This window comes from Comamonas sp. SCN 65-56, assembly GCF_001724135.1.
In the GTDB taxonomy this organism is placed as follows: domain Bacteria; phylum Pseudomonadota; class Gammaproteobacteria; order Burkholderiales; family Burkholderiaceae_C; genus Comamonas_C.
In genome coordinates, this window is sequence record NZ_MEDS01000011.1 from 1 (window position 1) to 12075 (window position 12075).

The window sequence follows — 12075 nt, forward strand, 5'->3', positions numbered from 1 at the left end:
CATCCGCACTGCGCGTTCGCGCACCTCTGCGGAAAACTTCGTTGCATTGTTCATGGCTCAATCCTTTCAAAGATTTGAGCCTCCTCGGAAACCGGGGCGATTCACGGTTGGAAATCCGTGTGCAGGGTCACGGTCAACGTTACATGCTCAGTGCAGAGGTTGCTACACTAGTGCCGCTAGCGCAGTTTTCTGTTCCAATTCTGTTCCAGTTCCGCCGTTTGGAAGACGGTAGAAATCAATGGAAATGGGTGAAAAACGACGCTTTCACTAGGAACAACCATCGCGAGGTGTGGCTCCTGGAGTGATAGGTTATGGTTCGGGACGTAGAGGCCGGAGGTTCGAATCCTCTCACCCCGACCAAAATTCAAGAGTCAAATCAAGCGTTTAGCTGGTTTGGCTCTTTTTCTTTGTGCATTCATTTGGCGCTGCTCGCCGCTTTGCCGCTCTTGATGGCCACGTACGCCCAGCGCGTGGGACGGTCTATGGCCACGAACAGATACCAGGAAGACCAAACGTTTGTGACGCGCCATGAACCAAAGCGCAATGTCGAATTTTCATAAAAACGAGCCTCTTGCACTTGCCACGAAAGCGTCAGTCACTATGCTTTTTGATATTGATTGCCGCACCATGCCAAAATCGGCGGCACGCGCCCTTGCATTCTTGATACCGGACGATTTTCATGAGCGGCTCCACCCTCGGCACCCTGTTTTGCGTCACCAATTTCGGCGAATCCCACGGCCCGGCGATCGGCTGCGTGATCGACGGCTGCCCGCCCGGCATGGCTTTAACTGAGGCTGATATCCAGCACGACCTGGACCGCCGCCGCCCCGGCACCAGCCGCTTCGTCACGCAGAGGAACGAACCCGACGCGGTGGAAATCCTCTCGGGCGTGTTCGAGGGACGCACCACCGGCACGCCGATCGCGCTGCTGATTCGCAACCAGGATCAGCGCAGCAAGGACTACGGCGAAATCGCGCGCCAGTTCCGCCCTGGCCACGCGGACTACGCCTACTGGCACAAATACGGCCTGCGCGATCCGCGCGGGGGCGGGCGCTCGTCAGCGCGCCTCACGGCCCCGACTGTGGCGGCCGGCGCAGTGGCCAAGAAGTGGCTCAAGGAAAAATACGGCACGCAGCTTCGCGCCTGCATGACGCAGCTCGGTAAATTACCCATAGTGTTCGAGAGCTGGGAACATGTGCAGCACAACCCCTTCTTCGCGCCGGTGGCCGACGTGCAGCGTTTCGAGGACTACATGGACCAGCTTCGCAAGACACACGACTCCTGCGGCGCGCGCATCCGTGTGCAGGCCAGCGGTGTGCCGGTGGGCCTGGGCGAGCCGCTCTACGACAAGCTCGACGCCGACATCGCCAAGGTGATGATGGGCCTGAACGCGGTCAAGGGCGTGGAGATAGGCGCGGGGTTCGCCAGCGTTGCGCAACGCGGCAGCACGCATGGCGATGCGCTCAGCCCCCAGGGTTTTGCCAGCAACCATGCGGGCGGAGTGCTGGGCGGCATCAGCAGCGGGCAGGACATCGAGGTGAGCATTGCCATCAAACCTACGAGCTCCATCCTTACGCCGCGCCCGTCGATCGATATTGACGGCCAGCCGGTGGAGGTGGTGACCAAGGGTCGGCACGACCCCTGCGTCGGCATCCGCGCCGCGCCGATCGCCGAGGCGCTGCTAGCGCTGGTGCTGATGGATCACGCGCTCAGGCAGCGCGCGCAGTGTGGCGACGTGCGCCAGCTGCCGGGGTCGATTCCTGCGTCGTTTTCTGCCTGAGAGAGGTAATGCCTCGTGCGTGCCTGGGGCGGCGTGGCCGGTGTTGTGCGCTGCCAGCCCCCACCCCGGCCCCCAGAGGGGGAGGGGGGAGCTATCCAGCGCGATTCAAAAATCGGGGAAAACTCGGCTTTAGCGCCCTGTGGACGGGCGCGATAAGCTATGATTTAAAGAGCGCGCGCTACAGTCCGACCTTGTCCACCAGCGCCTTGAACTCGTCGATGTGCTTAAAGCTGCGATAGACGCTCGCGTAGCGCACGTAGGCCACCTTGTCGAGCTGTTGCAGCTCGTGCATCACCATCTCGCCGATGCGGTTGGAGAGCACTTCACGCTGGCCAAGCTGCAGAAGGCGCTCTTCAATGCGTGCGATCGCCGCGTCCACCTGCTCGGTGCTGACCGGGCGTTTGCGCAGCGCGATGTGAAACGAGCCTTCGAGCTTCTCGCGTTTGTACTCCACGCGCCGACCATCCTTTTTGGCAATGGCCGGAAAGTTCACCTCCGGGCGCTCATAGGTCGTAAAGCGCTTGTCGCACGCGAGGCACCGGCGCCGCCTGCGCACGAATTCGCCGCCCTCGGATTCGCGGGTCTCGACGACCTGCGTCTCCGTATGGCTGCAAAACGGGCATTTCATGGGGTGCCCCGCGTGGCGCAGGCCTCAGCGATAGACCGGAAAGCGACTGGTGAGCGCATTCACCTTGGCGCGCACCGCGGCGATGTTGGCCTCGTCTTGCGGCTTGTCGAGGACGTCGGCCATCAGATTGGCCGTCAGGCGCGTTTCCTCTTCCTTGAAGCCGCGCGTCGTGATCGCCGGCGTGCCCACGCGCACGCCGCTGGTGACGAAGGGCTTTTCCGGGTCGTTCGGAATCGCGTTCTTGTTGATCGTGATGTGCGCCAGCCCCAGCGCCGCCTCGGCCGCCTTACCGGTGATGCCCTTGGCGCGCAGATCGACCAGCATTACATGGCTTTCGGTGCGCCCGCTCACGATGCGCAGGCCGCGCTCGGTCAGTGTTTGGGCAAACACCTGGGCGTTCTTTGCCACCTGCTTGCCGTAGGCCTTGAATTCAGGCGTGAGCGCTTCCTTGAAGGCCACCGCCTTTGCGGCGATCACGTGTTCCAGCGGCCCGCCTTGCAGGCCGGGGAAGATCGCGCTGTTGATGGCCTTCTCGTGCTCGGCCTTCATCAGCACGAAGCCGCCCCGCGGGCCGCGCAGGCTCTTGTGCGTGGTCGAGGTCACCACGTCGGCAAACGGCACCGGGTTGGGGTATTCGCCCGCGACGACGAGGCCGGCATAGTGCGCGATGTCAACCCAGAAAATCGCGCCCACTTCCTTGGCCACGCGCGCCATGCGCTCGAAATCGATGCGCAGCGCATAGGCCGAGGCACCCCCGATGATGATGCGCGGCTTGTGTTCGCGCGCCTTGGCTTCGAAGGCGTCGTAGTCGATCTCTTCCTTCGCGTTCAGGCCGTAGGAGACGACGTTGAACCACTTGCCGGACAGGTTCAGTGCCATGCCGTGGGTCAGGTGCCCGCCTTCGGCCAGGCTCATGCCCAGCAGCGTGTCGCCGGGCTTGGCAAACGCCATCAGCACTGCCTGATTGGCCTGTGAGCCGGAATTGGCCTGCACGTTGGCCGCCTCGGCGCCAAAGAGTTCCTTCACGCGGTCGATCGCCAGCTGCTCGATCACGTCCACGTTCTCGCAGCCGCCGTAATAGCGCTTGCCGGGATAGCCCTCGGCATATTTGTTGGTGAGCTGCGAGCCCTGCGCAGCCATCACGGCGGGCGAGGCGTAGTTCTCGCTGGCGATCAGCTCGATGTGCTCTTCCTGGCGGCGGTTTTCCGCCTGAATCGCGGCCCACACTTGCGGGTCGGTCTGTTCTACGAGGATGTTGCGTTGGTACATGGCAGGTTTTGCGGTTTCCTTCCCTTGGCGTGCAAGGGCTGCCCAGGCGAACGACGGATCGCGACGGAGCAGGTTCCGGCGCGGCACGCTTCCCCGTGGTGGCTCTCCACGTTGGTTGCCATGCCGATTGCGGCAGTGCAGAACCTATCGCCAGTTGCGTACCGTGCGAGTGTATCGCGCGGCTGCGCAAGCGCATGGACGCATCAGAAGTTGCCCAGCAAGGCCACTTTCTGGTCTTGTTGCGGCGCTCCCGTCTGCACCTTTGCCGGGGCCTTGGGCACGGGTTGCGCCTTGGCGGTTACCAGCTTGGCCTTGGTCGAAGCATTGGCCACGTCGCGCAGGCGCTGGTGCTCGGCCAGCACCTTGACGGCATAGCCGGAATCGTCGGGCAGGTTGGCGGCACCGACATAATAACGCAGGCCGCCTTCTATCGAGCCCGCGCGCGCTATGCATTCCTGCAGCACCTTGACGCCCACGCGCAGATTGGCCACCGGGTCAAAGGCGGCAAAGCGCCCGCCGAAGTCTTCGTACTTGTCGGTGTGCACGCGCGTCATCACCTGCATCAGGCCCTGGGCGCCGACGTTGCTCTGCGCAAACGGGTTGAAGCTCGATTCCACCGCCATCACGGCCAGGATCAATGTCGGATCCAGCTTGGTGCGGGCGCCGATCGCGTAGGCTTCACTCACCAGCACCGCCAGCGGCTCGGGCGCCACGCTGTATTTCTTGCTCAGCCAATAGGTGACGGCTTCCTGCTCGCGTGGCAGCGCCTTGGGATTGCTGGCAGTGGCGCGCTCGCTGGCGAAGGGTTCGGCAACAAAGCCATCGATCGCCACCTGGCGCTCCTGCAGCCAGCCCATCAGTTGCTCGGCGCCGGTCTGGCGCAGGTCCGGGCGCAGAACCAGCGTTAGCGCGGCAACGGTGACGGCGAGCCCCACCAGGGCCAGTCCACTATGGGTCAGCTCAAAAAAGCCGGCGGTGATGTCGCCGGCGAAAGTGCGCAAGCCGGCGAATGCGCGGGTGCCTGCCTTCATGGGAATCCTTTCGTTCTCTACCCCAGCCTGCCTTGCGTCCGAATCGTCGACAGTGCGATGGGTCTGGCCGGATGCATGATCCGGGTGATGCTGCGTTCGTGCGTTCTACGGGGCTGGTGCTTTCGGTGGCACCTTGTTCATAGCCCTGAACTATCAATAAGTAAGGGTTTCTACCAATTTATTGAAAACGGGCGGATTCTATGGAAGGTTGAAATACCAAGTCAATGATATAAAACCAATTTGTTAGACATAAATATATTAAACAACTGACTGCGTATCGATTGCGAGAGCAGATTGCGGCGAGCAGGCGCAGGCGATGGACCATGTTCGGTGGCAATTGAAAAATTGTGTGTGGATTGTTGCTGCCTGGTACAACGGCGGTGCGCAGAGCAGGCAAAACTGGTATGGTTGTGTCGCCTGCTTGGTGCAGGCATTGCCGCAAGGGTGCAGGCTCGTGAAGACGGGTGTTCCAACGCCCTGAAACCATGGAAATCTGCTTCTTTGAGGCCCTGATGGAGGCAATCCTTTGTCTCCGGCGCGGCGGACAGCAATCTCCACCGTGCTCAAGATGGTTTTGGCCATGCGCCTGCCATCAGACCCGGCGCCCGGGGTACCCCCGGCCGCCGGGTCTTCTGTTTCTGGCGTTCGGTCATCGTGCGCGCCGCCGTGCAAAATTCGGCGTGTCACGGGTTTTCATGAGGATGCAATGCGTTCAACGGGTTGGGTAGCCACGCACAAGGTGGCAGTCAAGCGCCTTGCGTGGGCGGCGGCAGTGATGCTGGTGCTCTATCTGCTGGCATGGCTGGCGCTGCCGCAGCTGGTGCGCTCGCAATTGCAAAAACAGGGGTCGCAGGCGCTCGGGCGCCAGGTCAGCGTGACCAGCGTTCAGTTCAACCCCTTGACCCTGGAGCTGACCATCCAAGGCTTGGCGGTGGCCGATGCCGCCGGCCAGTCGCCGCAGTTGCAGGTGCAACGCATCTACGCCAATGCCGCGGCGCAGTCGCTGTGGCGCCTGGCGCCGGTGATCGACGATCTCCAGGTGGATGCCCCTGTAGTGCGCCTTGCACGCACGGGCCCGGAGACGTTTGATTTCGACGACATCCTGCAGCGCCTGGGCGAACAGAAATCCGCGCCGTCGGATGAACCGGCCCGGTTTGCGCTCTACAACGTGCGGCTGCAAGACGGAGCGATAGATTTTGAGGATCGCGCCGTCGGTGGGCAGCACAAGCTGCAACACCTGACTCTGAGCCTTCCTTTTCTGAGCAATCTGCCGGCGGATCGGCAGATCAAGGTCTCTCCCCAGCTGGCGTTCGAGTTGGATGGCAGTGCCTTCGATTCCTCGGCCCAGGCAACGCCGTTTGCAGAATCCCGTGCCACGCAGGCGCGTCTGCAGATCAAGGACTTTGACTTGGTGCCGCTGGCAGCCTATGTGCCTGCCTCGCTGGGGCTGCGGCTGCAGTCCGCGCTCTTCAGTGCCGACCTGCACCTCGATTTTTCCGAGCAGGGCGCAACGCCCACGATGACGCTTGGCGGACAGTTGCAGCTGGACAAGCTCGCGCTGGCCGACAGCGCCGACCAGCCGCTGCTGTCGCTGGATGGCCTGACCATTTCCGTGGCGGATGCACGCCTGTTGCAACGCGAGCTGCATGTGGCAGCCGTGGAGCTGCGCCAACCCGTGCTCCATCTGCGCCGCGATGCCGCCGGTGCGATGGTGCTGCCAGGAGCCGGGCAGCCCGGCGATGCCAAGGCGGCGCCAGCAGCCAGTGTTGCACCCCCGTGGGCCATCAGCGTGCAAAAGGTAGTGCTCAGCGATGGCGCCGTGCATTGGCAGGACGAAAGCTTGCCGGGCGCAGCCAAGGCAGCGCGCTGGCAGGCCGGTGACTGGCATGCCGAGACCACCGATATCGCTTGGCCACTCACGCAGCCGCTGCATTTCAAGACCTCGTTTGACCTGAGCGAGGCGGCTGCCAAGGGGAAAGCCGCGCGTTTTCAGGCCGAAGGCGAAACCACCGAGAGCAGCACCAAGGTGGCGCTGTCCATGAACGACCTGTCTCTGGGGCTGGCCGCCCCGTACCTGGAGCAGACCTTTGCGCCGGCGCTGGCCGGCACCGTGCAGGGCCAGGCTACATTGGTACGTGACGGCGATGCTTTGGCGCTCAAGGTGCAGCAACTGGCCATCGATGGCCTCACCCTGTCCTGCGTGCAGCGCAAGGATTGCCCCACTCTGCGCGCGGCCGGCATGCGGACTGCCCCGGCGCAAGCTCAGCTCAGCGTGAAAGCCCTGGAGGTGCGCGACGCCGATGTGGATCTGCACAAGCACACCGCCTCCCTGCGCCAGGTGCTGCTGCAGCAACCCCTGGCCCTGGCTGAGCGGGACAAGGCCGGCAGCTGGCTGTTCGAGCAGTGGCTGAAACCCTCCGCCTCTGGCGCTGGCGAGCCTGCGGGCGCTTCGGCTCCATGGAGCGTGGCGTTGGGCGAATTGCAGCTCAAGGACGGGGCCGTGGCCTTGCGCGATGCCGCGGCGCGCAGCCCGGTGGCGCTCGACGCCACGGCGCTGGATGTGGCTGTGCGTGATCTCGCCTGGAAGGACAGCCGCCTGCCGGCCTTTGGCCTGCGCGTTCAGTCCCGCGTGGGAGTCGGAAAGGCCGACCCGGGCTCACTCACCTGGGATGGCTCGGTGGCGCTCTCGCCAGCCTTGCAGGTCAAGGGTGCGGTGCGCACGCTCAATCTTCCGCTGCAGGTGGTACAGGCCTATCTGCCGCAGGAGCTCAATGTCGATGTGCTGCGCGCCGACGGCAGCTTCAGTGGCAACCTCCATCTGCACGAGCAAAAGACAGGGCTGGCGGTGCAACTGCAGGGTGACGCCGGCTTGAGTGAGGTGCAGGTGCGACTCAAGCAGGAGGCAGTTGCGCAGGCCGATCCCGGTGGCGCTGCTTCCCAAGGAGGCACCGACCTCTTGCGCTGGAAGGCGTTGGCATTGCGGGGGCTGGCGTTGGCGATCGAACCCGGTCAGCCGCTGGCGCTGGACGTGCGCGAAACGGCGCTCACGGATTTCTTTGCGCGCGTCATCGTGCGGGAAAACGGGCGTATCAACCTGCAGGACATCGGTGTGGTGCAGCAGGCAGCGGGCAGCGAGGAAGTGAGGCCGTCCGCGCCCGAAGATGCCGGTCCGGGCCCCAAGATCCGCTTCGGGCCGGTGGCGCTGACCAATGGCACCGTGGATTTCACCGACCATTTCATCAAGCCGAACTATTCAGCCAACCTGACCGAGCTTGCCGGCAGCCTGAGCGCATTTTCGTCGGACGAGGTCGCACCAGGCGCCAGCCCGCAGATGGCGCAGCTCGAGCTCAAGGGCAGGGCACAAGGCACGGCCACGCTCGACATCACCGGGGAGCTCAATCCGCTTGCCAAACCTCTGGCGCTGGATATCCAGGGGCACATGCGCGATCTGGAACTGCCGCCGCTCTCGCCCTACAGCGTGAAATACGCGGGGCACGGCATAGAGCGCGGCAAACTCAGCGTGGACGTGGCCTACAAGGTGCTGCCGGATGGCCAGCTGACCGCGAGCAACAAGCTGGTGCTCAAGCAGCTGGCGTTTGGCGATGAAGTCAAGGGTGCGCCCGCCAGTTTGCCGGTGCGCCTGGCGGTGGCGCTGCTGGCCGATCGCAATGGTGTCATCGATGTGGATTTGCCGATCAGCGGCTCGCTCAACGACCCGGATTTCAGCCTCGGCCCCGTCATCCTCAAGGTCATAGGCAATCTCATCATGAAGGCGATCACCGCGCCGTTTTCGCTGCTGGCCAGCGCCTTCGGTGGTGGCGACGAGCAGGGCGCGGTTACCTTCGCCGCCGGCAGCAGCCAGTTGACCGCGCACAGCCGCGAGCAGCTGGACAAGATCGCTCAGGCGCTGGCAGATCGCCCGGCGCTCAAGGCCACTGTCGTCGGCTGGGCCTTGCCGCAGCAAGAGGAAGAGGGCTGGAAACAGCAGCAACTCCAAGTCATGCTGCTGGCGGAAAAGCGCCGCGAAGCCGTGCAGGAGGGCAAGGATGCTGCCGCGATCGCACAGGTGTCTGCCGAGGAGTACCCGGCGCTGCTCAAGCGCGTCTACCAGCGCGCCGACAACATCAAGAAGCCGCGCAACCTGGTCGGCATGGCCAAGGACCTGCCCGAGGCCGAGATGGAAAAACTGCTGCTGGGCAGCATTGAGCTGCCTGACAACGCCATGCAGGCGCTGGCGCTGGCGCGCAGCGTGGCGGTGCGCGACTACCTCGCAGCGCACAAAGTGCCTGCCGATCGCCTGTTCATCGGTGCCAGCAAGCTGGAGCCTGCGGGCGAGAAAACCGCGCCCTCCACACCCCAGGCGCAATTGCAGCTGTCTGCCAGTTGACCTGCTTGCGAAAGCCGAAGCAAATCAAGCCACAATAGCCCCTTGCCCGTCCGTGCCCGCATGCGCGGCGGGTTGAAGTGGCGCGTACGCCATTGGATTTCTCCTGTTCCCAATCCCATGTTCCCTTTTTCATCCCCGAGTCCCGCCCCTGAACCCGCCGCTGCAGCACCAGCCGCCGATCAGGCGCCCACGCCGCACCCCCTGGATGCCCTCACCGGCGGGGCCTTTTCGGCGGAGACTTCCGGCGAACGCGCCGCCCGCATCCGCGACTGGCTCGCCAGCAACCCCGGCACCGAGCAGCTGCAGGAGGTGTTCAAGAAGCTCAGCACCAAGGACAAGGGCGCCGCGCGTGCGATCCGCGAGCGCCTGGAAGAACTGCGCCGCGCCAGCGCCCAGGAAGCGAGCGCGGCCGACTGGGCAGCCAAGGCCGAGGCCTTGCTGGCTTCTGCACGCCTGAACATCGCCGATGCACTGGCCTGGCAGCGCGACGCCGCCAAGGCCGGGGCGCCCCTGTCGCGCGAGCCGCTGGCGCAACTCAAGACCCGGCTGGCCGACCAGGTCAAGCTCATCGAAGACCTGCAGCACCGCGTGCAGGTGCAGCGCGAAGCCGCGGTGCTGATGGCGCAGCGCATCGAGGTGCTGTCCACCAAACCCTGGCGTGAAGCCCAGGCCGTGCGCGAGCAGCTCGCCGCGGATGTGGCGCACTGGACGAGTCAGGCCGGGCAGATCGTGCAGGACGCGGTGTGGCCCAGCGTGGATCTGCGCTTTCCCCCGCAGCTGGAGCTGGCGCAGACGCAGCTCCTGGCGGTCTGGGATGCATTCCAGGCGGCGCTGGTGCAAGCCGCTGCCGCCAGCGAGGATGCCCAGGCGCCGCTGCCACCCGTGCCCGTTTGGGCCGATGAGTTACGCGTGGCCCGCGGTGAAGCCAGCGTGCCCGCCGCCGTAGCGGCCAAGCCACCCGTCGATCCCGAACGTGTAGCCAAGGCGGTGCAAGCCGTGGGCAATGCGCTGACGCGACTGGAGCACGAAACCACCGAAGGCCACGGCAAGGCGAGTGTGGGCGCCGCCACGGCGCTGCGCGCAACGTGGAAAGACCATGGCCGCTTTGTCGATGCGGCGCTGGAGGGCAGGGTGCATGCGGCACTCGCCGCCGCGGGCGAGCTGCAGGGCTGGCAGCGCTGGAGCGCCGACCAGATACGCGAAGACCTGCTGACCAAGGCGCAGGGCTTGCTCAACCGCCCCGAGGGTCAGTCGCTGGGCGGGCGCAAGATGCAAGAGCTGCTGCGCCAGTTGCGCGAGCAGTGGAAGCAGGCGGACCAAGGCGCGATGGCCAACCATGCGCTGTGGAAGAAGTTTGACGATGCCTGCAACGCAGCGCACAAGGTGGTCGAGGCCTGGCTCGAAAAGTCCAAGGCCGAGGCGCAGGAGCACAAGGCGCAGCGCCTGACGCTGATCGAGGAAGTCAAGGCGTGGACGCAGGCACAAGCCGCTTCGCAGAACTGGAAAACGCAGATTCGCAGCCTGCACGAGTTCAGCGAGCGCTGGCGCATGGCCGGGCACATTGGCGAAAAGATGTTTGCCGAGCTGCAGCCGCTGTGGCGCCAGGCCATGGATGCCGCCAGCGCGCCTTTGGCGGCGGCGCAAAAAGACAACCTCGATGCCCGCAAGAACCTAGTGGATGAAGCGATTGCGCTGGGGGCTGCGCCTGAATTGCGCGTCGATGCCGTCAAGGCATTGCAGCAGCGCTGGCAGGTGCTGGCGCAAGCCGTTCCGCTGGAACGTCGGCTGGAGCAAAAGCTGTGGGATGCGTTTCGCAAACCCATCGACGACGCATTCCAGCGCAAGAGTGCACAGCGCGAGCAGATGGCCGCATCGCTGAACGCGCACGATCGCACCGTGCTGGAGGCCTCCAAGGCCCTGGAAGCGGCCAACGCGACAGGGGACGCTAGCGCGATTCAGGCCGCCATGCAGGCACTGCAGGCAGCCTTGCGTGCAGAGGCACCGCCGCAGGCGCCAGTTCAAGATAAAAACCAGGCTAAAGCGCTTGATGGTACTGCGCAAGGAGCTACAAAAACAGAAGTCAATGAGACGTCCGGCGAAAGTGCTGCCGTGCCAACAGACGCACCGGCACCAGCGCCTGCCGCTCGGCGCGTGGTGGCGGTACGCGGCGACGACCGCCCCGGGGCTGCCAAATCCGCCGCAGCGCCGGCGCGACCCATGCACCGCAAGGACCAGCGCCCAATGCGCCCTGGCGCTGCGGATCGTTTCGGTGACCGCCCCGAGCGGGCCGAACGTGGACCGCGCCTGGGTGATGCTGCGTTTCGCGCGCAGCGCGACGCGCTGGAGCAGGCGCAGGGCGCGTTGCGCAAGCTCGCAGCCCAGGCCCACGGCGAGGCTCTGGCGCAGCTGATGGAGGCCTGGAAGAAACGCGATGCCGCCTTGGTGCCCGCTGCGCGCGAGCTCAGTCGCGCGGTCAACCCGGCAGCCCATGCCGCCTGGGTCAAAGCCGTGTCTGGCACGGCTCAGGCACCTGCCGGCGATGCATTGCTGCGGCTGGAAATTGCGGCCGACGTGCCGACGCCTGCCGAGCACCACGATGCCCGACGTGCGTTGCAGCTGCAGATGCTCACGCGGCGCAACGACCCGTCGCCACAGGAGACCTGGACGCAGGATGCGTGCCGCGTTCTCGCCGCCGCGGCCGATCCAGGCAGCGAGCGCCGCCTGCAAGGCGCACTCAAGATTCTGTTGCGCAAGTAAGCGCAGCAAAAGCAAAGGCCGCTACGCAAATGCGTAGCGGCCTTTGGTTCTTTTCACCGTCAGGCTGGTCAATGCGCCCACGCGATTGAAACGTCAGCTACCAACGTGGTGCCCGGGGCCGGACTCGAACCGGCACGCCTCGCGGCGGGGGATTTTGAGGAGTCCCCTGCGTCTACCAATTTCACCACCCGGGCTGGTATCTCGGAAAACGCGGAATTATGGC

Annotated in this window: 7 protein-coding genes, 1 tRNA gene and 1 riboswitch; of the genes, 4 read left to right on the forward strand and 4 right to left on the reverse strand. The window is 64.6% G+C overall.

The genetic code is table 11. The features are described from left to right. Both ABS45_RS07625 and aroC read left to right on the forward strand, forming a co-directional pair. Nucleotides 1–305, forward strand: a 305-nt coding sequence (locus tag ABS45_RS07625) for a hypothetical protein (protein ID WP_291554670.1), incomplete at its 5' end; no start/stop codon positions are given. 374 nt (nucleotides 306–679) lie between these two features. Continuing rightward, nucleotides 680–1780, forward strand: a complete 1101-nt coding sequence (gene aroC, locus ABS45_RS07630) for a chorismate synthase (protein WP_291554672.1) — start codon at nucleotides 680–682, stop codon at nucleotides 1778–1780. A gap of 178 nt (nucleotides 1781–1958) precedes the next feature. Here the strand turns inward: aroC and nrdR are convergent, their stop codons facing one another. The 3 genes from nrdR to ABS45_RS07645 all read right to left on the reverse strand — a co-directional run bounded on the left by nrdR (nucleotide 1959) and on the right by ABS45_RS07645 (nucleotide 4708). Then, a complete protein-coding gene (gene nrdR / locus ABS45_RS07635; RefSeq protein WP_291554674.1) occupies nucleotides 1959–2408 on the reverse strand; it encodes a transcriptional regulator NrdR in 450 nt (149 codons plus the stop codon). 24 nt (nucleotides 2409–2432) lie between these two features. Beyond that, a complete protein-coding gene (gene glyA / locus ABS45_RS07640) occupies nucleotides 2433–3677 on the reverse strand; it encodes a serine hydroxymethyltransferase (RefSeq protein ID WP_291554676.1) in 1245 nt (414 codons plus the stop codon). Between the two features lie 33 nt (nucleotides 3678–3710). Then, nucleotides 3711–3845: riboswitch (ZMP/ZTP riboswitch) on the reverse strand. A 35-nt stretch (nucleotides 3846–3880) separates the two neighbouring features. Beyond that, entirely contained in the window at nucleotides 3881–4708 is an 828-nt protein-coding gene (locus tag ABS45_RS07645) for a lytic transglycosylase domain-containing protein (protein ID WP_291554678.1), read from the reverse strand. 706 nt (nucleotides 4709–5414) lie between these two features. On the opposite strand from ABS45_RS07645, the gene ABS45_RS07650 reads away from it, so the two are divergent. Together ABS45_RS07650 and ABS45_RS07655 are read left to right on the forward strand one after the other, a co-directional pair. Beyond that, complete coding sequence (locus ABS45_RS07650; RefSeq protein WP_291554680.1) at nucleotides 5415–9095, forward strand: DUF748 domain-containing protein; 3681 nt, start codon at nucleotides 5415–5417, stop codon at nucleotides 9093–9095. A 117-nt stretch (nucleotides 9096–9212) separates the two neighbouring features. Continuing rightward, nucleotides 9213–11852 carry a DUF349 domain-containing protein gene (locus ABS45_RS07655; protein WP_291554682.1) on the forward strand — a complete coding sequence of 880 codons (2640 nt, stop codon included), beginning with the start codon at nucleotides 9213–9215 and terminating at the stop codon, nucleotides 11850–11852. Nucleotides 11853–11958: 106 nt separating this feature from the next. On the opposite strand, the gene ABS45_RS07660 is transcribed toward ABS45_RS07655, so the two are convergent. Continuing rightward, nucleotides 11959–12046, reverse strand: a tRNA-OTHER gene (locus ABS45_RS07660). Between the last annotated feature and the right edge of the window lie 29 nt (nucleotides 12047–12075).

What these genes read in the sequence shown, in the direction of transcription:
- aroC (WP_291554672.1), top strand. Translation starts at nt 680, where the DNA reads ATGAGCGGCTCCACCCTCGGCACCCTGTTTTGCGTCACCAATTTCGGC.
- nrdR (WP_291554674.1), bottom strand. Translation starts at nt 2,408, where the DNA reads ATGAAATGCCCGTTTTGCAGCCATACGGAGACGCAGGTCGTCGAGACC.
- glyA (WP_291554676.1), bottom strand. Translation starts at nt 3,677, where the DNA reads ATGTACCAACGCAACATCCTCGTAGAACAGACCGACCCGCAAGTGTGG.
- ABS45_RS07645 (WP_291554678.1), bottom strand. Translation starts at nt 4,708, where the DNA reads ATGAAGGCAGGCACCCGCGCATTCGCCGGCTTGCGCACTTTCGCCGGC.
- ABS45_RS07650 (WP_291554680.1), top strand. Translation starts at nt 5,415, where the DNA reads ATGCGTTCAACGGGTTGGGTAGCCACGCACAAGGTGGCAGTCAAGCGC.
- ABS45_RS07655 (WP_291554682.1), top strand. Translation starts at nt 9,213, where the DNA reads ATGTTCCCTTTTTCATCCCCGAGTCCCGCCCCTGAACCCGCCGCTGCA.